20 protein-coding genes and 1 pseudogene are annotated in these 21525 nt (G+C 39.8%); 13 read left to right on the plus strand and 8 right to left on the minus strand.

Annotation, left to right across the window (positions count from 1 at the left end; all coding sequences use genetic code 11):
* Nucleotides 1-195: 195 nt before the first annotated feature.
* Together mnmA and ACFJIZ_RS05300 are read right to left on the minus strand one after the other, a co-directional pair.
* Nucleotides 196-1287: a tRNA 2-thiouridine(34) synthase MnmA gene (mnmA, locus tag ACFJIZ_RS05295; protein WP_379091334.1), complete on the minus strand. Its 1092-nt coding sequence runs from the start codon at nucleotides 1285-1287 to the stop codon at nucleotides 196-198.
* Nucleotides 1288-1364: 77 nt separating this feature from the next.
* The gene (locus ACFJIZ_RS05300) at nucleotides 1365-2396 is read right to left on the minus strand and encodes a LacI family DNA-binding transcriptional regulator (protein ID WP_379091336.1); all 1032 of its coding nucleotides are present in this window, start codon (nucleotides 2394-2396) and stop codon (nucleotides 1365-1367) included.
* 177 nt (nucleotides 2397-2573) lie between these two features.
* On the opposite strand from ACFJIZ_RS05300, the pseudogene ACFJIZ_RS05305 reads away from it, so the two are divergent.
* From ACFJIZ_RS05305 to ACFJIZ_RS05320, 4 genes and pseudogenes are all read left to right on the plus strand, one after another.
* A pseudogene (locus ACFJIZ_RS05305) lies at nucleotides 2574-4855 on the plus strand (GH92 family glycosyl hydrolase).
* A gap of 288 nt (nucleotides 4856-5143) precedes the next feature.
* The gene (locus ACFJIZ_RS05310) at nucleotides 5144-6991 is read left to right on the plus strand and encodes a DNA topoisomerase 3 (protein WP_379091338.1); all 1848 of its coding nucleotides are present in this window, start codon (nucleotides 5144-5146) and stop codon (nucleotides 6989-6991) included.
* A 64-nt stretch (nucleotides 6992-7055) separates the two neighbouring features.
* A complete protein-coding gene (locus ACFJIZ_RS05315; RefSeq protein WP_379091340.1) occupies nucleotides 7056-7358 on the plus strand; it encodes a hypothetical protein in 303 nt (100 codons plus the stop codon).
* Nucleotides 7327-8091: an LD-carboxypeptidase gene (locus ACFJIZ_RS05320; RefSeq protein WP_379091342.1), complete on the plus strand. Its 765-nt coding sequence runs from the start codon at nucleotides 7327-7329 to the stop codon at nucleotides 8089-8091. Before ACFJIZ_RS05315 ends, ACFJIZ_RS05320 begins: the two co-directional genes overlap by 32 nt.
* A gap of 164 nt (nucleotides 8092-8255) precedes the next feature.
* Here the strand turns inward: ACFJIZ_RS05320 and ACFJIZ_RS05325 are convergent, their stop codons facing one another.
* Entirely contained in the window at nucleotides 8256-9023 is a 768-nt protein-coding gene (locus ACFJIZ_RS05325) for an MBL fold metallo-hydrolase (RefSeq protein WP_379091344.1), read from the minus strand.
* A gap of 111 nt (nucleotides 9024-9134) precedes the next feature.
* Between ACFJIZ_RS05325 and ACFJIZ_RS05330 the strand changes: the two genes are divergently transcribed.
* From ACFJIZ_RS05330 to ACFJIZ_RS05340, 3 genes are all read left to right on the plus strand, one after another.
* Nucleotides 9135-9530: a hypothetical protein gene (locus ACFJIZ_RS05330; protein WP_379091346.1), complete on the plus strand. Its 396-nt coding sequence runs from the start codon at nucleotides 9135-9137 to the stop codon at nucleotides 9528-9530.
* Between the two features lie 182 nt (nucleotides 9531-9712).
* Entirely contained in the window at nucleotides 9713-9892 is a 180-nt protein-coding gene (locus tag ACFJIZ_RS05335) for a histone H1 (protein WP_379091348.1), read from the plus strand.
* 160 nt (nucleotides 9893-10052) lie between these two features.
* On the plus strand, nucleotides 10053-10364 hold the full coding sequence (locus ACFJIZ_RS05340) for a hypothetical protein (RefSeq protein WP_379091350.1): 312 nt from the start codon (nucleotides 10053-10055) through the stop codon (nucleotides 10362-10364).
* Between the two features lie 150 nt (nucleotides 10365-10514).
* Here the strand turns inward: ACFJIZ_RS05340 and ACFJIZ_RS05345 are convergent, their stop codons facing one another.
* Both ACFJIZ_RS05345 and ACFJIZ_RS05350 read right to left on the minus strand, forming a co-directional pair.
* On the minus strand, nucleotides 10515-11246 hold the full coding sequence (locus tag ACFJIZ_RS05345; RefSeq protein ID WP_379091352.1) for an SDR family oxidoreductase: 732 nt from the start codon (nucleotides 11244-11246) through the stop codon (nucleotides 10515-10517).
* Nucleotides 11247-11321: 75 nt separating this feature from the next.
* The gene (locus ACFJIZ_RS05350; RefSeq protein WP_379091354.1) at nucleotides 11322-12227 is read right to left on the minus strand and encodes a helix-turn-helix domain-containing protein; all 906 of its coding nucleotides are present in this window, start codon (nucleotides 12225-12227) and stop codon (nucleotides 11322-11324) included.
* 207 nt (nucleotides 12228-12434) lie between these two features.
* On the opposite strand from ACFJIZ_RS05350, the gene ACFJIZ_RS05355 reads away from it, so the two are divergent.
* Nucleotides 12435-13376, plus strand: a complete 942-nt coding sequence (locus ACFJIZ_RS05355; protein ID WP_379091356.1) for a hypothetical protein — start codon at nucleotides 12435-12437, stop codon at nucleotides 13374-13376.
* Nucleotides 13377-13435: 59 nt separating this feature from the next.
* Here the strand turns inward: ACFJIZ_RS05355 and ACFJIZ_RS05360 are convergent, their stop codons facing one another.
* The gene (locus ACFJIZ_RS05360) at nucleotides 13436-13870 is read right to left on the minus strand and encodes a hypothetical protein (RefSeq protein WP_379091358.1); all 435 of its coding nucleotides are present in this window, start codon (nucleotides 13868-13870) and stop codon (nucleotides 13436-13438) included.
* 109 nt (nucleotides 13871-13979) lie between these two features.
* Nucleotides 13980-14525, minus strand: coding sequence for a GNAT family N-acetyltransferase (locus ACFJIZ_RS05365; RefSeq protein WP_379091360.1), 546 nt, complete (start codon nucleotides 14523-14525; stop codon nucleotides 13980-13982).
* A 484-nt stretch (nucleotides 14526-15009) separates the two neighbouring features.
* Here ACFJIZ_RS05365 and ACFJIZ_RS05370 point away from each other — a divergent pair, with 484 nt between their 5' ends.
* From ACFJIZ_RS05370 to ACFJIZ_RS05390, 5 genes are all read left to right on the plus strand, one after another.
* Nucleotides 15010-15486 carry a PAS domain-containing protein gene (locus tag ACFJIZ_RS05370; protein ID WP_379091362.1) on the plus strand — a complete coding sequence of 159 codons (477 nt, stop codon included), beginning with the start codon at nucleotides 15010-15012 and terminating at the stop codon, nucleotides 15484-15486.
* 105 nt (nucleotides 15487-15591) lie between these two features.
* A complete protein-coding gene (locus ACFJIZ_RS05375) occupies nucleotides 15592-17769 on the plus strand; it encodes an ATP-binding protein (protein ID WP_379091364.1) in 2178 nt (725 codons plus the stop codon).
* 194 nt (nucleotides 17770-17963) lie between these two features.
* Nucleotides 17964-20219: a TonB-dependent receptor domain-containing protein gene (locus tag ACFJIZ_RS05380; RefSeq protein WP_379091366.1), complete on the plus strand. Its 2256-nt coding sequence runs from the start codon at nucleotides 17964-17966 to the stop codon at nucleotides 20217-20219.
* Nucleotides 20162-20416, plus strand: a complete 255-nt coding sequence (locus tag ACFJIZ_RS05385) for a hypothetical protein (protein WP_379091368.1) — start codon at nucleotides 20162-20164, stop codon at nucleotides 20414-20416. Before ACFJIZ_RS05380 ends, ACFJIZ_RS05385 begins: the two co-directional genes overlap by 58 nt.
* A gap of 29 nt (nucleotides 20417-20445) precedes the next feature.
* The gene (locus ACFJIZ_RS05390; RefSeq protein ID WP_379091370.1) at nucleotides 20446-20934 is read left to right on the plus strand and encodes a MarR family winged helix-turn-helix transcriptional regulator; all 489 of its coding nucleotides are present in this window, start codon (nucleotides 20446-20448) and stop codon (nucleotides 20932-20934) included.
* Between the two features lie 45 nt (nucleotides 20935-20979).
* On the opposite strand, the gene ACFJIZ_RS05395 is transcribed toward ACFJIZ_RS05390, so the two are convergent.
* The gene (locus ACFJIZ_RS05395) at nucleotides 20980-21525 is read right to left on the minus strand and encodes a hypothetical protein (RefSeq protein WP_379091372.1); all 546 of its coding nucleotides are present in this window, start codon (nucleotides 21523-21525) and stop codon (nucleotides 20980-20982) included.

Raw genomic sequence — 21525 nt, forward strand, 5'->3', positions numbered from 1 at the left:
AGTATGACAAAAATTTTAAGTTGGTCCAGATTTGTAATCTCTACTGTAATTTGTATGACCACATAGAAACATAGGAACACATAGTATTGAACGTAAAATTCCTGAAAATTTCTGTCTTTCTGAACGTAGTAAAGAATTTCTTTGAACTAACCAATAAGATGCTTCGTTGTACTCAGCATGAAAGAAAGATATAAGTTAAATCAAGAAACCACCACCCAATAAATCGTTTCCTTCATAGAAAACTGCCGATTGACCGGGAGCGATTGCCGAAACAGAGTGGTCGAATACCACACGCATCTTATCTTTTTCTTGTACAATGGTACTTAACATCCCAGCATCTTTGTAACGGATTTTGGTAATCACATTATCCAATGGCTCATTGATGTTTTCGTATTTGATCAGGTTGATGTTTCTTACCATAGCCTCTTTACGTTCCAACTCGTCTGCTCTACCTAAAACAACGGTATTGCTTTCTGGTAAGATCTGCGTCACAAACATAGGTTCGCCAAAAGCAACCCCTAAACCTTTGCGTTGGCCAATGGTATAAAAAGGATAACCTTTATGTTGACCAATGATCATACCATCACTGTTGATGAAATTACCACCTGCAACTCTATCTTCTAGATCTTCTACTTTATGTTTTAAAAATGCCCTATAATCATTGTCTGGAACAAAGCAGATCTCGTAGCTTTCACTTTTCTTAGCCAACTCTTCCTGACCCATATCTAAGGCCATCTGACGGATTTCAGATTTGGCAAAACTGCCCAATGGAAATTTGGTGCGGGATAGGTTTTCTTGAGAAACACCCCAAAGCACGTAAGATTGGTCTTTGTTTTCGTCTTTTCCTTTAGAAATCACATAACGTCCACTATCTTGCTGACGGATATTGGCATAATGGCCAGTGGCGATAAACTCACAATCCAGTTTATTGGCACGTTTTAACAAGGCTTCCCATTTGATATGGGTATTACACAAAACACAAGGGTTTGGCGTACGACCAGCTAAATATTCATCTACAAAATTGTCAATTACAAAATCGCCAAACTCGTCTCTGATGTCTAAGATATAATGAGGGAAACCATAGTTTACCGCCAAAGTACGGGCATCGTTGATGCTGTCCAGACTGCAACAGCCGGTTTCTTTGCTACTTCCACCAGATGTAGCATAGTCCCAGGTCTTCATGGTCAGGCCAATTACCTCGTAACCCTGCTCGTGCAACATCACTGCTGCTACCGAACTATCAACCCCGCCACTCATGGCCACCAAAATTCTACCGTGTTTGCTCATTATTTAAAATCAGGATACAAAAATACAGGTTTTAGATGAAATAATAGACAGAGGTAGTCTGAACAATGTAAAAAAGGCTATTTTATTTGCGCGCTAGATGCCCTTACCTCAATCTGCACGGGTAAAAGAACCGTTTCAAAGCTTTCGCTGCTGTTTTTGATCAGTGATAAGAGTTGTGCTGTAGCCAAACTTCCAATTTCGAAAGCAGGTTGATGCACGGTGCTTAAAGAAGGATTTAAGGCATCAGCCAGGTCTGTATTGCTAAAACCAATCAGCGCCACATCATTTGGAATCTGATATCCAGTTTTATTCAATAAAGCTAAACATTTGGTACTCAACTGATCTGTAGCTGTAAAAATAGCAGTAGGTCTATCTTTTGATCCCATCAGTTGGCCTAAAGCTTTGCCTAGGTTTTCATTTAAAGCACTGACGGTAGTGGTATCACAAAATTTAACCAGCTCCTCCCGATACTCTAATCCTGCATCTTTTAGCGCCGTCTGGTAACCTTCAAAACGTTCGGTGGCCATGCTCAATTGCGTATGGCTATTGATGTGGGCAATTGCTCGATGGCCATTGTTGATCAAATGCATGGTTGCATCGTAAGCACCTTTAAAGTTATCTGCAGCAACCTTATGTGTATCGATTTGACTACTCAAGCGGTCAAACAGCACAATGGGCAGACCCGCTTTTTGTAGTTTGATCAGGTATTCAAAATCTGTGGTTTGGTAGGTAGGAGAGATCAATAAACCATCAACACCACCTGAATATAACAAGTTTACACAGGCTTTTTCCTGCTCAAAAGACTCCTTGCTCTGCATAATGATCAATTGGTAATTGTGTTCGGTACAATAATGGTCAATGCCATCTAACATCTGTGCTACAAAATTATTATCGATTGAGCAGACCACTACACCAATAGACCTACTTTTGCCTTCCTTTAAACTTCTGGCAATGCGGTTGGGCAGGTAATGGTGTTCATTTGCATAAGCCAAAACCTTTTGTTTCGTTTCATCACCAATCTGATAACTATCAGTTAATGCCCTTGATACCGTAGACACAGATAGCCCCAGGGCTTTTGCAATATCACGAAGTGTAATTGTTTTGTTCATTAACAGCCTAAACTTATAGCGCTAAATATACGCTTTTTTGCCATTTTAGGTACGTTGATGCTACTAATTTTTGAGGTGTACTAAAACCATTTAGTAATAGTTTGATGTCAATTCTTATAGTTTTCGGCTAAAATTAATACCTTAGATTTTCAATTTATCATTCCCCGAGTTCAAATCATGAAAAAAATCTTTTTCTACGCTTTACTTTTCCTCTCTTTAGCCGTTAACGCGCAGCAAAACCTTGTTAAATATGTAAAACCATTGATCGGTACAGAAAAAATGGGGCATACCTATCCAGGTGCAACAGTTCCTTTTGGTGCCGTACAGTTGAGTCCAGAAACAGATACCATTTCTTACGAGATGAATGGCAAATACAATGGCGATGTTTATAAATACTGTGCTGGGTATAAATATGAGGATAAATCTATTGTAGGTTTTAGCCATACCCATTTTAGCGGAACAGGCCATTCGGATCTGGGCGATTTTTTGATCATGCCCACCCAAGGTAAACTACAACTGAACCCAGGTACTGCCAGCGATACCAAATCTGGTTTCCGTTCGGCGTTTTCTCATTCCAATGAAGTTGCAGAAGCAGGTTACTATAAGGTAAAACTAGACGATGACCATATCTTGGCCGAAATGACCACCACTAACCGTGTGGGGATGCATCGATATACATTTCCAAAATCAGACCAAAGCCATATCATTTTAGACCTAATGGCTGGCATCTATAATTATGATGACAAAACCGTGTGGACTTATGTACGTGTGGTAAATGATACCTTGGTAACGGGTTATCGCCAAACTTATGGTTGGGCGCGTACACGTACCGTTTATTTTGCGATGAGCTTTTCTAAAGGGTTTAAGAGTTATGGCCAAAAGAACTATGATGCCCGCCAAGCTTACCGTGGTTTTTGGGGCAAATTTGACCAGAGCAAAAACTTTCCAGAAATTGCAGGTAGAAAAGTAAGGATGTACTTCGATTTTGATACCAATGAAGGGGAGCAGGTAAAGGTCAAATTTGCGTTATCTCCGGTAAGTCAAGAAAATGCCTTGCAAAATATGCGTGCAGAGATTACAGGTTGGGACTTTGAAAAGGTAAAAGCACAAGCGCAGGCCACTTGGAACAAAGAGCTGAGCAAAATCAATATCGCTGCCTCAGAAGATGATAAAGTGAATTTTTATACAGCAATGTACCATGCTTTTATCAATCCAACTACCTATACCGATGTAAATGGACAATATAAAGGTTTAGACCAAGGCATACATACCGCAAATGGCTTTACCAATTACACCACCTTTTCTTTGTGGGATACCTATAGAGCCCTGCATCCATTCTTTAATATCATGCAACCTGCGCGTAACAACGATATGGTGAAATCGATGTTGGCGCATTACGACCAAAGCTCACTTCACATGCTGCCGATTTGGTCGCATTATGCAAACGACAACTGGTGTATGAGTGGTTACCATAGTGTTTCGGTGATTGCTGATGCCATTATCAAGGGGGTGTATAACGGTGATGAGAACAAAGCATTGGAAGCCTGCATCGCTACCGCTAAAAAACGCAATTACGAAGGCATTGGCTATTATATGGATATGGGTTATATTCCTGCCGAAAGAAGTGGAGTATCGGTATCCAATACTTTAGAGTATGCCTACGACGATTGGTGTATCGCACAGATTGCAAAAAAACTGAATAGGGAAGACATCTATCAAGAGTTTATCAAACGTTCGGGTAATTGGAAGAACAATTTTGATCCAAGTATAGGTTTTATGCGTCCGAAATTGACCGATGGTACTTTTAAAAAGGAATTTGATGTGTTGAGTACCCATGGACAAGGATTTATCGAAGGTAACAGTTGGAACTATAGTTTCTTTGTACCACATGATCCGATGTCGTTGATGGCGCAGATGGGAGGGAAGAAAAAGTTTGCTGCCCGTTTAGATACCTTGTTCAATATGCACCTGCCAGACGAGTTTTTTAAAGATACCGAAGACATTACCAGAGAAGGATCATTGGTGGTTATGTACATGGCAACGAGCCAGCACATCACGTAGCTTATTTTTATAATTATGCAGACCAAGCCTATAAAACACAGGCACAGGTACGCCATATCTTAAAGATGCAGTACAAACCAACCCCTGATGGTTTGGGAGGTAACGACGATTGTGGACAGATGAGTGCATGGTACATGTTCTCTTCATTGGGCTTTTATCCGGTTTCGCCAGGTGGCGATGAGTATGCCTTAGGTTCACCATCGGTAAACAATGCCAGTTTAAACTTGGAGAATGGCAAAACATTTACGGTAGAGGCCATTAACCAAAGTGATAAAAATGTATATGTACAAAAGGTATTGCTCAATGGAAAAGAACTAACTAGACCATTTATCAAACATGCGGATATTACCAGTGGGGGCAAACTGACTTTTTACATGTCGGCCAAGCCAAAAAAATAACAAAAATTGAAAGATTAAAGATTTAATTTATTAGTTTTGTGTTACCACATTATATTTTAATATTATATAACTCATAATTTAAAGAGAAGCCATCAATTTGATGGCTTTTTCTATGGATAAGCCTCCTCATCTTTGCAGCGATTTCGTTTGGAAGGCTTGCTTATCAGCTTAAAATTATTCTGCTTACACCCAAATACATAAGTCAAACAAATCAATTGTAGAGAACTTTCCTGCCTATAGCTCCAATATTTTTTAGATATTTAGGCTTCTAAAACTGAATAGTAAGGGATGAAGATAGTTATTGCCGAGAAACCTTCCGTTGGTCGTGAGTTAGCAAAAGTGTTTGGTGCAACAACCAGAAAAGATGGTTATATCGAGGGCAAAGGCTATTCGTTTACCTGGGCATTTGGACATCTGTTGCAATTGGCCCCTCCACAAGAATATGGCTTTATTGGTTGGCGTAAACAACACTTGCCCATGTTGCCTGCCAAATTCAAACTATCTATCCGTAAGGTGAAAACCAAAGATGGCTTTGTGGAAGATCCTGGGGTTAGGAAGCAGCTAGATATTATCAAAAAACTATTCGACGAAGCTACGGAAATCATTGTGGCAACGGATGCGGGACGTGAGGGAGAACTGATCTTTAGGTATATCTATTATTTCCTTAAATGTAAAAAGCCATTTAAACGCTTATGGATTTCTTCGCAAACTGATGAGGCAATTAAAGATGGTTTCAGGAACCTTAAACCAGGTACAGATTACGATACACTATTCAATTCGGCACATTGCCGTTCTGAATCAGATTGGTTGGTAGGGATGAACGCTACCCAGGCCTTAAGCATCTCTGCAGGTGCCAAAAGTGTACTTTCGTTGGGTAGAGTACAAACACCAACTTTGGCCATGATCTGTGCCCGTTACATCGAAATCAAGAACTTTGTACCCCAAACCTATTACCAGATTAGTATCCAGTTGGATAAAGATGGGCAATTGTTCAAAGCAATCTCCATAGTCAATTTCAAGACCTTGCCAGAAGCGCAAGAAATATTCGATAAAGTTGAAGATGTAACCTCTGGATTTGCTACAGGTGGAAACATTACAGCCGTAGAAGCTAAACCCAGAAAAGAACCACCACCGCTTTTGCACGACTTAAGTAGTTTACAACAAGAAGCCAACAAACGCAATGGTTTTACGGCAGACCAGACCTTAAACCTGCTCCAAAACCTGTACGAAAGCAAATTGGTTTCCTATCCACGTACCGGAAGCAGGTATATTGGTGATGATGTTTTTGCCAATGTGCCTAAACTGATTGCCACCTTAACCGAACATGCAGATTTTGGAAAACAAGCCAGCTTTTTACAAACGGTAACGTTGAACAAAAGAAGTGTAAATGCCAAAAAGGTAACGGACCACCACGCCATTTTACCCACTGGTGAAAAGCCGTACAACCTGAGCAAAGACCATCAGGCTGTTTACGATATGGTGGCAGGGCGTATGCTGGAAGCTTTCCATCAGGAATGTATAAAAGAGATGACCAAGATCACCATAGAGTCGGGTTCGGTTTTTATGGCCAATGGTACGGTAATCCGTTCGGCTGGTTGGCGTTCGGTATTTAACGAAACCGAAGACGATAAAAAAGACGAGGATAATCCGGCATTGCCAAAGGTAAAAACAGGCGAGCTATTGCCCATTGTAAATAAGGCATTGTTAGAGAAGCAGACCAAACCGAAGGCTTTATACAATGAAGCTTCTTTGTTAAAGGCGTTAGAAACTTCTGGTAAAGAGATTGAAGATGAAGAGTTGCGTTACGCCATGAAAGACAGTGGTTTAGGTACACCAGCAACCCGTGCTGCCATTATAGAGACCTTGCTGACTAGAGAATATATTGTCCGCGAAAAGCGTAACCTGGTACCAACACACAAAGGTTTGGCCGTTTATGAGGTAGTGAAGGACAAGAAGATTGCACAGGCAGAATTAACAGGCCAATGGGAAAAGCGTTTGGAGGAAATCCGTTCTGGAGCTTCCGTGACTGATTTTAAGGCCGAAATAGCAGATTATACCAAAACCATCACCCAAGAGCTTTTATTGGCTGGTGCTGGCTTATCTGCGCAATTGGAAGCCACAACTGTTACCACCTAAGTAAATATGTAAATTGAATATGACGATTGGGCGAATAGCTTAGAGTTTGCTAAATTGCCTTGAAATGAACCGTAAATATTTTCTTTCGTCGCTTATACCTGCATCGCTACTTTTAAATTCCTTAAATAGCAAGGCTGCTGTTGTTGTTTCTTCATTTATTGAAGAACCTAAAAGAATAAAAATTCCACCCTATCTATCACCGGGAGATACCATTGGGATTACCTGTCCGGCAGGTTACATTACTCAAGCAGAAATTGAACCATCTGTTATCCAAATGAAAAGCTGGGGGTTTAATGTAGCAATTGGGAAGACTGTTGGTGCAAGGGATTTTACCTTTGGAGGGACAGAATCAGGAGCGTTTAGCTGATCTGCAACAGATGTTGGATGATCCAAATATCAAAGCGATCATGTGTGCAAGAGGTGGTTACGGAGCTATCCGAATCATAGACCAATTGGATTTTAGCGCATATCGGACTTCGCCTAAATGGTTGATTGGCTTTAGCGATATCACCATCTTACATTGTCACATCAACAGCAATTACCAAGTGGCCAGTATCCATTCTAAAATGTGTAACAGTTTTCCATCAGATTGGAATCTGGCTGAACCTATACAGATAGAAACCATCAATTCCATCCAACAGGCTTTAAAGGGAGAGAAGATGAATTATACTGCGGCTTATAATGCCAACAATAGGATTGGAGATGCGAAAGGAGAATTGATCGGTGGCAATTTAAGATGTATCGAGAACTTGGCAGGAAGCAAGTCGGAAATAGAGACCGATGGTAAGATTCTTTTTGTTGAAGACACAGGCGAATACCTTTATAGTATTGATCGTATGTTTTATAATCTTAAAAGAAGTGGTAAACTGGCCAAACTCAAAGGATTGGTTGTTGGTGGTTTTAAAGTAAAGGTAGATGATGAGGGAGATGCATTTGGTAGAACCTTGGTGCAGATTGTAATGGATAAGGTGCAGGAATATGGCTATCCTGTTTGTTTTGATTTTCCGGTAGGACACCAAAGAGCCAACTTTGCTTTAAAATGCGGTGTGAAACACATCCTTAATGTTTCTACCGAAGGAAGCAGGCTGGAAGAAGCATAATCTTTAATGTGTATAAATCTACTACGTAGAAAGATAGGGTTTCTTGTTCGGTACCTAACTGTTTAGCACCTTACAATCGCCTTAGATTTGTTTTTGGAATTGGTCTATTTAGATTCTTCGCATGGCTCAGAATGACAAAAATAATGTACCATGCATTTGATATCTTATCCACCGATATGATACACAGCAGTTTCTTCATGTCTTGAAGCAACGATGATTTCTGTTTTGCCCGCCTGCTCCTGAAACAACTGATATACAAGGTTAGGATCGTTATTGTCTTTGCTCAGGTGAGAAAGCAAAAGATGGCTCATGTACTCAGGTTTGTGGGTTAGGAATAAGTCCAAAGCCTGTTTGTTAGATAAATGGCCATTTCCACCACGAATGCGGTTCTTCAAAAAATAAGGATATCTGCCTTTGTCCAACATTTCTTCATCGTAATTGGCCTCTAAAAATGCGGCATGACAATTTTTGAAGTTATTGATTACATGCTCGCAGTGCGCACCAATATCCGTAAAAACACCAACCGTTATGCCATTACAGCTCACTATAAAACTATGCGGCTCTGCAGCATCATGTTTTTTAGGGAAAGCAGTAATCTCCAAATTACCCAATTGTATAGGCGAATAAGCTATAAATGGTTGGATAAGATGTTCTTGTAACCGTTGTTTACCACCTATAAATGTATCCCTGGTGATGTAGATGGGCAATTGATATTTTTTAGCGATGATTGGCAAGCCCCTGATGTGGTCGCTATGCTCATGAGAGATAAAGATAGCCTTTACCTTATCCATGCTTAGTGATAGCCGTTGCATCCTGATTTCGGTCTCTTTACAACTCAGGCCAACATCTACCAAAATAGCCTCATCGGCATTGCCTATATAAAAACAATTGCCGTTACTACCGGTATTTAAAGCGCTAATGAATAATGCCATAAGAAGCTACAAAGAAAATGAATTATTCGATTTAAAATCTGCAATTTTATAAACATTTATCATGTCGAAACAACTTTGCCCAATTGCTGTTTTTAACTTAAATGAAATGTAATGGACGAGAAACATAACAATGCCACACCACAGCGACCAGCAGGGGCAAGGCCTCTTGATGCTGGTATCATTCCTATAGATATCCCGAAATATATCTACCAGATCAAAACGGAAGAAGCTTACCAAAGAAATGGTAAAAATGCAATCACCGTTTTTAAATCAGAAAAGATAACCATTACCCTGATTGCCCTAAAAGCTGGAGAAACCGTACACCCTGGAAGTGAAGAAAACGAGGCAACCATGAGTTTACAGCTCATTAGTGGATATTTGTTTTTTGAAAGCTTAGGCCAAGAAGTTGAGTTGAATGATGGTCAATTGTTAACCTTACACCAGCAATTATCATTTAATGCAAGGGCTATAAAAGACAGTATTTGCCTCTTAACCATGGTCAAATAGCTATTCAAGGCACTTTTGTTGAATTTTTTTTAAAGTTTGTCAAAAGAGCTAACAAATTGCCGTTCAGGTATTTTTGTTGAAAAAGTGGCTTGGCGTATCAATAAAAGCGATTATAAATATTTTAAATTCATTTGTTTATTAGGTTTAAATGATATATTTGAAATCAAATTAAAACTAGAAAAATGGAAAAATTCTCAAAAGTTAAAGAAGTAATCGCTGCAATCGAGGCAGATGCTGAAAAATTTTATAACGGTGGTAATGCAGCAGCAGGTACTAGAGTTCGTAAAGCTATGCAAGACCTTAAAGGTTTAGCTCAAGAAATCCGTACTGAGGTAACTGATAAAAAAAACGCAGCTAAATAAGCTTTTGAGCTTAATTGTTAAAAAAGGCCCTGCTTTTGCAGGGCCTTTTTATTTACAGGTCATTTTATGGTGCATTACAAACACTTTGTATTTAACTTCATAGATCCACTTGAACAAAATTTTGTACTTTTAACCAGAAAAGATTAAATAGCCTTTAAAGATGATTTCAGTAAAAGTAAGCTATACCGTAAAGCCAGAGTTTGTTGTACAAAACAAACAGAACATTAGTACATTCTTAAGTGATTTTAAAAAGTTGGTCAACGCAAATTTTCTTTACAATGTTTATCTGGAAGCAGATGGATTAACATTTTTACATATTTCTATGTACGAAAATGAAGATGTACAACATGAAGTGTTACATGTGCCTTCTTTTTTGCAGTTTCAAAAAGAAAGAGATGAAAGCGGTTTAAACGATAGCCACAAATTTGAAACCTTAACTTTTATAGGTTCATCTTTAAGTGTAGTTAAATAAGCTAACGGCTGATCAGCACAACTATTTAGTTGAACCCAGTGGTAACCGTCATTTTTTTCCATTTCTCTAGGATCCGATTTAACCGCGTCCATTTTAACATAAGCAACGTTATAGGCATCCTCACCTAAAAATAGATGTAAAGGTGGGTTTTCAACCTCTGCAATCTCTATAATGGCCGCAACCGCTTTTTCTGGATCCTCCAGCCTGGTTACCATTGATCTGATCTTGGTGTGCCGTTTGCGAATCTCGAACAGATTGATAAGCATCCAATTGTTTTTTAGGTGTATTCATCGAATCTTTGGTCAAGAAATTGGTCCTAAAATAACCAGGTGAAACAATAGTAACATTGACACCGAATGGTTTTACTTCCATGGCCAGCGATTCGCTTAAGCCATGTACCGCAAACTTGGTAGCGCAATAGATACCCCAGCCTGGAAAATTGCCTGTAAATCCTCCGATAGATGAAATGTTAAAGATATGACCGCTTTGTTGTGCCCTTAAATGCGGCATTACATTTCTGATTACATTTAAGGAACCAAACACATTGATGTTGAAGTTTTTCCTTGCTTCCTCCTCACTTAACTCTTCTAGGCTTCCAAGCAGTCCATAACCTGCATTGTTAACCACCACATCCAAGTGACCAAACTGCTCCATGCTTTTATTGATGGCCATCTTTACCTCTTCTTCGTTGTTGATGTCGACAGTTAAGGCTAAAAAATTCGGGTTTGCTGGAATAACCTTATTTAGATCTGTCGCATTTCTAGAAGTAGCTGCAACTTGATGGCCTTTGTTCAGCAATTGTTTTACCAATGCCAAACCTAGTCCTTTTGAGGCTCCTGTAATGAACCATACTTTTTGATTCTCCATAATTTGATTTTTCATAAGGTCAAAATTAGGGCGAAAACAAAATCTGAGTTTACAATATTCAAACGAATAATTGCAAAATTCAAATCTTACTTAATAAGGTGTCCGGAATTTACTTGGCGTAAACTGTGTTTGTTTTTTGAAAAAGTTATTGAAATGGGCAGGTTCTTCAAAGCCTAGGCAATAACCAATTTCTGCAACGTTCCAATCGGTATGTTTCAATAAGGTTTTGGCTTCGATGATCAAACGTTCGGCAATTACATCTGTGGTGGTTTTTCCAGTGGTTTCTTTAATCGCCCTGTTTAAGTGGTTTACATGCATGGCCAACTGCGTGGCAAAATCTTTAGCAGAACGCATGGTGAAACGCTGAGAGGGCGTTTCTATTGGGAACTGTCTTTCTAAGAGTTCTGTAAATACGGCAGTTATCCTCGATTTGGCATCAGTATGCTGATAGACATTTTCTGAAGGTTGTGATTTGAGCGCGAAATGGGTCAGCTCCATTACATAATTCCTTAGCAGATCGTATTTAAAAGCATAATCTGATCCTATTTCGACCAACATTTTTTCAAATACTTCAGCAGCTTGTTGTTCTTGTTGGGGGTTGAGCTGATAAGCAGGTTTGCCATCAAACTTGTACATGGGCAGGTCATTTAATCCGCCGCGGATCTTTTCTGTAAAAAATGATTTAGAGAAAATGCAAAAAAAGCCAGTTTGGTTCTCGCTCTGCGATTCCCAGATATAAGGAACCTGTGGATTAAAAAAAATCAATGTCGTACCGTCAATGGATACACTTTTATCAGCATAATGATAGATGCCTTTGGTTCGGACCAAGCTTACTTTGTAAAAGTCTTTCCGACTATATTTTACAGGTTTAGCATTTGGACCCACACAATCTTCTAATCTAAAAACATTAAAATGACCTATTTCTTGTTGCAATCCAGCGGGTAGATAGTTGAACTTCTTCTGGTAAAAATCTTCAATGCTTTCTGTATTCGGCATAACTTTATCAAATAAAGATTAAAGGTAGTGCTTATTTAGACAAGCTGATTGCAAAATTGAAACATTCGATTGCAAAATTCAAACAATATTAGCTTGCACTGTGGTTCTACTCGGCACGTATGTAGACCATTAAATTTAATTTGAAGTGTCTTTTTAAATTAAATTAATTTGTAAATTGTACCCTAAATATAAGCCATCTAACCTCACATGAAAAACAAACTTAAACTATCATTATGTTGTTTACTGGCCTTTGCTACGTACATTGAAACCAAGGCACAAGAGTTGCCAATTACTATCAGAGGCAGAACAAATACCGATAGAAGTATTGAATTTACTGCTATAAAAACAGGTCCTGGTACCTATACGCTGGTTTTAAATTTCAAGGATGTAACCAATGCCACAGCAGGAAGAGAGGTGGTAACTGTAACTGGTTATTCTAAAAGTGCTTATGTATTAGAACCTATCAACAAAGACCAAGGTGTAGATTTTTCTTATGGTTATTCATATATCCGTGGTAAGTTGAAAGTGAAACATGATCCTGAGTTTGTTTATTTACTGCCTTATAAGAACGGCACCAAGGTTAAGACAGTTGAATCATCATTTGCCAAGGCCACCTATTTTGGAAGTACCACTCCCGAAGATTGGAAAGCCTATCGTTTTTATACCAAAACAGAAGACACAATCACGGCAGTTAGAAAGGGTACCATAGTTGAAGTAATAGATTTGTACGAAACCGATGATAAAAAGGGGATAGCTTTTACCAATAAGCTCAATTCGATTATGATTGAGCATGCCGATGGTACAATATTAAGATACCAAGGTTTAAAGAAAGGAAGCATCGTAGTTAAAGTAGGTGATGTTGTATTTCCAGGTACAAGTTTAGGGGTAAATTCAAAAACACATGCCGATAGCCCACCTAATGTTTCTTTGCTGTTTATGTATTTGAAATCAGCAGATATAGAAGCCTCAAGAAATGTTAATCTGCAGAACAGTAAAAGCTTGTATGGTTTTATTACCGCTAAATTTTGCACAACAGCAAATCCAAGTATGTATGTAGTGCCTAATCAAGAATATACGGTAGCGGTTACACCAGAAATTGTGCAGAAGGAAATGACTAAGAAAGAACTCAAAACATTGGTCAAAAATTAAAACGGAAGCTTCGTAGAGATACGGGGCTTTTAAATGATACGACCTTCTTTTTGAGCTTTCTAATCAAGAGCAGTTCCAATGGCTATTCCAATACATAGGCCTATGGGTAAACCTAATGCAATGTTTTTGAACATCAGCCCAAAAGGCAAGCCTATGGCTACGCCCAAAGGTAAAAAAACTGCAATGTAATAACCTTTAACCACCAAATTGTATTTCTTCTGGAGCTCGATCTTCAATTCGTTAACTGCTTTAAGGTAAGCCTTATCTACAAATTTATTGTTCTCGCCTTTAACAGGGAATAAGATAAGCAACGATTCGATATTGGCCTTGAACCTATCTAACTCCGTTTCTTCTACAATCTTATTTGGAATTTTGTTGATCATATTGGTGATTGCTTCAATATGATAGGTCTTTTTTTCAGATTCAGTAAGTGTTTGTGCTTTGCTTTCTAATTGGGCCAATTGTATGGCCGACCAAGATGTTGTGTCTTGCATGTTATTCGTATTAGGTTTTCTTATTACGAAGATACTTAATTACAGACTTTGTTGAACAACTGGCCTTAAAATAATAGGTTTAATGAGTCGAAAGGTCAGAAATAAAGATCTAATGTGCTTTTTCAAACATCTTCCTCATCTTTACCAGGCCTAACAATTCTCCATCAGGCAATACTTCGTCAAGTCGCTCTAGTGCTTTGTAACCTAGTGCATCATACAATGGTACACCTGGTAGGGTAGCCCCAAGTTCTAAAACCGTAAAGCCATCTGCCAAGGCAGCTTGTTCACAAACATCGATCAGTTTTTTGCCTATCCCTTGTCGCGCCCAATCGGCATGTACAAAAAAAGCCCTGATCCGTGCTGCATCTGTTTCAGGATCCAATAATGGGTCTTCAGTTTCTTTGTACTGGTCGCCGCCATACAAGGTATTGCGTTTGCTCCAACCTCCACACGCAACAATGGTGTCGTCAGACTGCACCACGTAATACGTACCATCTTTTACCAATTGTGTATCAATTCCAAAAATGTGTCGAATAGAACTTTCGATCTGTGCAGGGGTATAATAACCTTTGCTTAAACCACGTACAGAGATGGCAATCAGTTCTTGTAACTGGGGGATGTCTTCAAAAGTAGCTTGACGTATGGTGAGCGGCATGGGAACAAATTTTAAGTTGATCAATCTATCAAACGCCAATTTATCTCAAAAAATATCAACTTCCAGATTTTATATAAAGATTTTACCTGCAAAGCGGCCCTTGACAAGCTACATCAGCAATTTTTTGCAGATAACTTACAACAGCAACAAAACAAAATACGAAAGAAAATGTTAAATACCCATTATTTGATGCGGTTTGGTTGTTGCACTTGTTTTTCTGAACTGGCAAAGCGTATCGATAGCAGTAGCATATGCTTTTAAACGTAATTGTTAAGCTTAAAAATACCAACCATCAAATGATCACATGAACAACAATGCAAAGTAACAGCGGGGGGTCAAATCGAAGAAAAATGCATACATAATGGGATCAAAGCCATGTGATTTCTCAACCATGGTGTTTAAAACTAATGTGCTCCACATTTTTCTTTTTAATGGCTTTCTGCTTATTTTGTGGGAAAGAAAATTATAGATTTACCTGATACAGATGAGCCAACTATCAGCAAGTGAAGAGCGTTTCAGAGCGCTTGTAACCGCAACTTCGGATGTGGTGTATCGAATGAGCCCAGATTGGAGTGTGATGCATGAGCTGGATGGACGTGGGTTCCTCGAAAGTACCACGGTTCCGATCACTGGCTGGAGAGAAAAAAATGTACATCCTGCCGATATGGATATGGTAAATGCAGCCATCAACAGGGCTATAGCAATCAAGGGTATTTTTGAGTTGGAACATAGGGTAGTGCGGACTGATGGCAGTACAGGTTGGACCGTTTCTCGTGCAGTGCCTATTTTTGATACGGATGGAGAGATGATCGAATGGTTTGGTGCTGCCAGTGATGTAAGTCTTCGCAAGCAGGCAGAGGTAGACCTGAAGTTGGCCAAAGAGGAAGCCGAACAGCAGAAACGGGTCTATGAAACAGTAACTTCAAGTACGCCCGATCTGATTACTACGTATTTGGGCTAGATTATAGATTTACCTATGCCAATAAGGCACTGCTCTCGATGTGGGGAAAATCTTGGGAAGAATCTGTAGGCAAGCGTTTACTTGAAAATGGTTATGAGCCTTGGCATGCCGAAATGCACGAACGAGAGAATCGATCAGGTAGTGGCAACAGGACAGCCAGTACGTGGGGAGGTTTCTTTTCCTCATGCCAGCTTGGGTAATCGTATATATGATTACATTTTAACACCTGTTTTTAATGATCAGGGAATAGTAGAGGCAGTGGCAGGCACCACCCGCGATGTGACCGACCGTAAGCAACAGGAGCTAGAAAACCTAAACCTTACCGAAGAAATGGCTGCCATAAATGAGGAACTTGGAGCCTCTAACGAAGAACTCAATGCTACCAATGAAGAGTTATTGCTATCGCAGGAAATGCTCAGTCAGGCCAATGCCGACCTTGAGCAGATCCTGAACATGCTACCAGCCTCTGTGGTGGTGATCCGTGGCGATGAATTGGTGGTGGAGATGATCAACAACAGTAACCTTGAGTATTGGCAGAAGACCAAGGAGGAAGTAGTAGGAAGGCCTTTTCTTGACATTTTGCCCGACCTTGCTGACCAGCCTTTTGCCGGACAGTTGCGAAAAGTAATGGAAACAGGAATAGTGTTAGACGTGAAAGAAAGCCCGGTGCTTTTTACCGATCAAGATGGCAATACAAGAGAAACCTATGTAGATTATACTTATCAGCCACTTTCTGACCTAGAAGGCAACCGCAATGGAGTTCTGGTGATGTCTTTTGAGATTACCGATAGGGTACTTTCGAAAAGGATGTTGGAGAAATATGCGCAAGAGCTGTCAATTATTAATAATGAACTGGCCAAAAGCGAATCGCGTTTTAAATTTTTGATCCAAGAAGCACCTGTAGCCATTGGTGTATTAAATGGAAGAACCTTGGTTATCGAATCTGCCAACAGCAAGTTGTTAGAGGTATGGGGAAAGAGCAGCAACGTAATTGGGCTTACCCTTGGTGATGCACTTCCTGAACTACGGGAACAACCCTTTTTGTGGATATTGGATGAGGTCTATACTTCTGGTGAACCTTTTTATGCCAACGAGATCAGGGCAATGTTAGAGCATAAGGGCTTGCTTCGCGAATTTTTCTTTAATGTGGTCTACCAACCAGTGGCAGATGCATCGGGTTCAACAGCAGACATTTTGGTGGTTGCAGTAGACGTAAGCGAGCAGGTTAATTCAAGAAAAAAGGTAGAACAGGCTGAGACTACCCTTCGCCATGCAATTGAGGCGGCCAATGTGGGTACTTGGCAAATCCAATCAGACACTAGGGAACTGATTTCTTCTACAAGACTTAAAGCGCTTTTTGGCTACTACCCAGATGATCAAATGGAACTTGCGCATGCGATTGAACAGATACACGAAGAATTTCGCGAAGAGGTTACCACTGCTATTGAAAATGCAATTACAAAGGGAGGAAAATATGATGTTTCTTATAAGGTAATTGGTTATCGAGACAAAAAAGTACGTTGGTTAAGGGCCTTGGGCAATTCTACAGCCGACCTATCTGGCAAGTTTTCTACCTTTACTGGGGTAGTAATGGATATTACCGATATCAAACAGGACGAGCTCCGCAAGAATGATTTTATTGGAATGGTGAGCCACGAGCTCAAAACGCCGTTAACCTCATTGAATGGTTACCTTCAATTTTTGCAGCGCAAGGTTGTTAAAGGAAATGGAATGGAAGCTACTGCTTTTGACCAACCACTGAAACAAGTACGGCAGATGACTGCGATGATCAATGGTTTCTTGAACGTATCAAGACTGGATTCTGGCAAAATCCATATCGAAAAAACAAGGTTTGATATGGCAGAACTGATCAGGGAAACACAACAGGAGCATTTAGAACTTTATGCTTCGCACCAGATTGTTTTACACTCTGTACCAGAAGTATTTGTAGAGGCAGATCGTGCCAAGGTGGCCCAGGTGATCAATAACCTGGTTAGCAATGCGGTGAAATATTCTGCTAACGAAAGTACCATACAAATTTCTTGTGTGGTAGCTGATGATGTGCTAAGGGTTGGCGTAAGCGACCACGGGATTGGAATTAGGGAGCAAGACGTATCCAGACTTTTCGAAAGGTATTACCGTGTAGAGAACAACAGCAATGTTTCGGGTTTTGGTATTGGACTTTACTTAAGTGCAGAGATCATCGAACGCCATGGTGGCAAGATCTGGGCAGAGAGCGAAATAGGGAAGGGTTCCGTCTTTTATTTTGAGCTTCCTTTATAATAGCCATCAACACTGTTGGCCCAGATAAACAGCGCAATCTTATGCTGTTTAATTATATGTAAGTTGTTACCTATTTAACATTTTTTAACAAGATATTAGCTTAGTGTATGATAGCTTTGTATAGGTAGTTGTAACATTAGCTAGTTTTTTACGTCTTATGACTACCAAAACAAACCAAACTTAAATCTTTTGACATGAAGACCAAGAAAGTACTATCGATTTATTTTGTCTTGTTTATTTGTGTAAGTACTTACATAAATGTAGCGTCAGCACAAGACAGAAAATATTATGACATCAAAGGGGTATTTGTTGCCCCACAGCAATCGAAGATAGAAGGACTAAGCGTCTATCTTCTAAAAGCCGACAACAAGGCATTGGTTAAACTCGAACTTGCAGGGGCAGATGGGAGTTTTGTCTTTGAAAAAATACCGCAGGGTAATTATTTGCTAACTACCCAAAGCATGGGCTTTGAAAAATACGAGTCCAGTGCCATTGCCTTAGATAAGGACGTCAATTTAGGAACAATCCGTTTGCAAACCCTTACCACAAACCTAAAGGAGATTGTGGTGAGTACTACAAAACCGTTTATCCAACAGCAGTTTGATAAAACAGTGCTCAATGTATCGAGTTCGATCTCTGCAGTAGGTAGTAACGCATTAGAGGTATTGGCCAAAGCACCCGGCATTACATTAGACCAGAACGACAATATCGCCATGCGTGGCAAACAAGGTGTATTAGTAATGATCGATGGCAAGTTTGTACCCATGTCTGGGCAAGACCTTGCCAATATGCTAAAGAGCATGTCGGCCAACCAGATTGAAAAAATAGACCTTGTAACCAATCCATCGGCCAAATACGATGCTGCTGGAAATGCTGGAATCATCGATATCAAATTGAAAAAAGGCAATAACAACGGAACAAATGCCAATGTTAGTATCAGTTTTGGGCAGGGCAAGTATGCCAAGGTCAATCCGGCTTTGAATTTTAACCACAGAACCAAAGTGATGAATGTGTTCGGTTCTTATAACTACGGCTTTAGCCAGAACTTTAATCAATTGGATATTTTTAGGAACTTTTATTCTGGTACTGATCAGTTATTGGGGACTAATAATTACAACAACTACTTCAAATTCAAGTTCAACAACCATAACGTGCGGGTAGGAAGTGATTTCTATGTCAATAAAAACATTGTGATTGGTTTTGCGGCCAACGGTATCTACAGCAGGGGCGATATCAATTCAGACAGTAGGGCAAAATCTTATGATGGAGCTTCGCAACATACAGGTTCTTTTAATACGGTAGCAGTTAATGCACCGGTTAGGAACAACAATAGCATCAATGTCAATTATAGGCAGGTATTGGATACTGCAGGCAAAGAGATCTCTGCCGATTTTGATTATGCCAATTTTGCTTCTAACGAGATCCAGAACTATACCACCAGCTATCTAAATCCCAATGGCAGCCAAGCCAAAAACCCCTATCTTTTAAAGGGAGATCTTGGTGGCAACCTGGAGATTAAATCATTTAAGATTGATTACCAACAGCAGCTCAAATCTTTAAAGACCAAACTGGAAATGGGGGTAAAAAGCAGTTGGGTGAAAACAGACAATGATATTCAATTTTTTGACCGGAGCAGTGGAACCGAGGTATTGGAAACGGCCAAGAGCAATCATTTTATCTACGATGAAAACATCAATGCAGCCTACCTTAATGCGGCAAGATCTTGGAAGAAATTGAGCATACAGTTAGGATTGAGGTTAGAGAACACCATTGCCAATGGCCTACAATTGACAGACCATACTACCTTTGAGAGAAACTATACCCAACTGTTTCCCAGTGGTTATGTAGGCTATAAATTTACCGAAAACAGTGATCTGGGCATTTCATTAAGTAGAAGGATCAATCGGCCGTCTTATCGCCAACTCAATCCTTTCAAGAATTTCTTAGACCCACTTACTTATTCTACAGGTAATCCATATCTTAAGCCAGAGTTGACCAATTCATTTGAGCTGACACATACCTACAAACAAAAATACATGACCAAAATTGGGTATAGCCGCACTACCGACAATATCTTAAGTGTGCTTTCTCCAGACAATGAGCAGACCAATTCGGTGATCCAAACCAATAGGAACCTAGCCAAGTTCGATTATTATAGCTTGAGCTTTAGTTTTCCGATCAAGGTGGGCAAATGGTTAAACAGTACCAATAATGCATTGGCCTATTACGGCTTGTATAAAGGAAACCTTGTAAATACCAACCTGAACGTAAGCCGTGTGAGCTATAATTTCAACTCGAGTAATAACATCAAGATCAATGGCAGTACAAGTGCCGAGGCGATATTTAATTACCAGAGCAGGTCTTATTATGGATTTTTGGACATCAAAGGCAATTGGGGGTTAGCTTTGGGATTACAAAAACAGATATTAGAGAAGAGAGGGGACCCTTAAAGCTCAGTGTAAGTGATGTTTTCTATGCCACTAAAACCGATGCCTATACCAAATTAACTGGTTATAGTGAGCAGTTTTACCAAAGCCGTGATACCAGGGTAGGTACCCTAAGCTTTACCTATCGCTTCGGAGGACCACAGGTTTCAAGCTCAAGAAGGGTAGGTGCAGCCGATGAAGAGAAAAGAAGAGCGGGATAGTTTTAGCTAATTTTTCTAACTTAGGGCCTATGGATTTGATACACGAATTGGGAGAATTGGCATTGGCAACCCGCTTGAAAAGATTGAGCGAGCGCCTTTCTAGTGATGTGAGCAAGATATACAAAGAGTCGGATGTAGATTTTGAGGCCAAATGGTTTCTGATTCTTTCGCTCTTGGAAAAAGAGAAGGTAATGGCCATTACTGCCATTGCCGACTCTCTTCAACTCAGCCACCCCGCCATTATCCAGTTTGTGCAGGAACTTACCCAAAAGAACCTGATCAAAACAGTTGCCGATAAAAAAGATGGCAGAAAAAGAATGGTTTCGCTAACCGCTACTGGCAAGAAAACATTGGCCCAGATTGCGCCTATTTTGACCAGTATCAAAGCAGAGAACAAAAAATGGATCGACGGTGCCAGTGCAAACATCTTGTCTATTTTGACCGAACTAGAGCAGGCCTTAGATCAACAGAGCATGTACCAACGGATAAAGCTTGATATTTTACAGCAAAAGCCTTAAGCAATTGTAGGTTATGCACCACAGAAATAGTTAAAAGTCTGATTGCTATAAATAAAAAGTACCAATAATGATCAAAGCCAAAACGAGGATGGAACTTCCAAAAAATATAATTCGAAGCCGTATGCCTAATGGTCTTTTTAGCACCGGTGGGTCTATTTTGGCTTGCTTAAAAGGTAAAATAGGTTTTAAACGGTCATAATCCCATACTAATAAAAACAAATTGGCCAATACCATCATCGTCACGATTCGGGTACCTGTAAAGTGGGTAGCATAGGTTAGCACACAAATATTGAGGATGATGGGAAAATACATCAAGGCACCAAGTAGAGCAGTTCTCGGAATGAGTAACAATAGCGCTGTTAAGATCTGTACAATTCCAATAAAAGTATAGTAGGGCCCTGTAAGATACAAAGCGTCAAAATAATGCCCTAAAGGATCGCTAGAGGGCAAAGCTGTAAATCGCTCGCCCATGATTTTTACGATACCAGCCGGAATAAAACTCGCTGCCAAAGCAATGCGACAAAAAACAGCAAAGCGTTTGAACCACTCATCAGCCTTTGCCTCATGGTAGAGTTCTTCCAATCTATTCAT

Source organism: Pedobacter sp. UC225_65 (genome assembly GCF_042698365.1).
Lineage (GTDB): Bacteria > Bacteroidota > Bacteroidia > Sphingobacteriales > Sphingobacteriaceae > Pedobacter.

Excerpts from the sequence above, each read along its gene's own strand:
- ACFJIZ_RS05365 (WP_379091360.1), bottom strand. The coding sequence starts at position 14,525 with ATGCCGCTCACCATACGTCAAGCTACTTTTGAAGACATCCCCCAGTTA.
- ACFJIZ_RS05345 (WP_379091352.1), bottom strand. The coding sequence starts at position 11,246 with ATGAAAAATCAAATTATGGAGAATCAAAAAGTATGGTTCATTACAGGA.
- ACFJIZ_RS05300 (WP_379091336.1), bottom strand. The coding sequence starts at position 2,396 with ATGAACAAAACAATTACACTTCGTGATATTGCAAAAGCCCTGGGGCTA.
- ACFJIZ_RS05395 (WP_379091372.1), bottom strand. The coding sequence starts at position 21,525 with ATGAATAGATTGGAAGAACTCTACCATGAGGCAAAGGCTGATGAGTGG.
- ACFJIZ_RS05355 (WP_379091356.1), top strand. The coding sequence starts at position 12,435 with ATGAAAAACAAACTTAAACTATCATTATGTTGTTTACTGGCCTTTGCT.
- ACFJIZ_RS05350 (WP_379091354.1), bottom strand. The coding sequence starts at position 12,227 with ATGCCGAATACAGAAAGCATTGAAGATTTTTACCAGAAGAAGTTCAAC.
- mnmA (WP_379091334.1), bottom strand. The coding sequence starts at position 1,287 with ATGAGCAAACACGGTAGAATTTTGGTGGCCATGAGTGGCGGGGTTGAT.
- ACFJIZ_RS05325 (WP_379091344.1), bottom strand. The coding sequence starts at position 9,023 with ATGGCATTATTCATTAGCGCTTTAAATACCGGTAGTAACGGCAATTGT.
- ACFJIZ_RS05315 (WP_379091340.1), top strand. The coding sequence starts at position 7,056 with ATGAACCGTAAATATTTTCTTTCGTCGCTTATACCTGCATCGCTACTT.
- ACFJIZ_RS05310 (WP_379091338.1), top strand. The coding sequence starts at position 5,144 with ATGAAGATAGTTATTGCCGAGAAACCTTCCGTTGGTCGTGAGTTAGCA.
- ACFJIZ_RS05360 (WP_379091358.1), bottom strand. The coding sequence starts at position 13,870 with ATGCAAGACACAACATCTTGGTCGGCCATACAATTGGCCCAATTAGAA.
- ACFJIZ_RS05380 (WP_379091366.1), top strand. The coding sequence starts at position 17,964 with ATGAAGACCAAGAAAGTACTATCGATTTATTTTGTCTTGTTTATTTGT.
- ACFJIZ_RS05370 (WP_379091362.1), top strand. The coding sequence starts at position 15,010 with ATGAGCCAACTATCAGCAAGTGAAGAGCGTTTCAGAGCGCTTGTAACC.
- ACFJIZ_RS05375 (WP_379091364.1), top strand. The coding sequence starts at position 15,592 with ATGCCGAAATGCACGAACGAGAGAATCGATCAGGTAGTGGCAACAGGA.
- ACFJIZ_RS05390 (WP_379091370.1), top strand. The coding sequence starts at position 20,446 with ATGGATTTGATACACGAATTGGGAGAATTGGCATTGGCAACCCGCTTG.
- ACFJIZ_RS05335 (WP_379091348.1), top strand. The coding sequence starts at position 9,713 with ATGGAAAAATTCTCAAAAGTTAAAGAAGTAATCGCTGCAATCGAGGCA.
- ACFJIZ_RS05340 (WP_379091350.1), top strand. The coding sequence starts at position 10,053 with ATGATTTCAGTAAAAGTAAGCTATACCGTAAAGCCAGAGTTTGTTGTA.
- ACFJIZ_RS05330 (WP_379091346.1), top strand. The coding sequence starts at position 9,135 with ATGGACGAGAAACATAACAATGCCACACCACAGCGACCAGCAGGGGCA.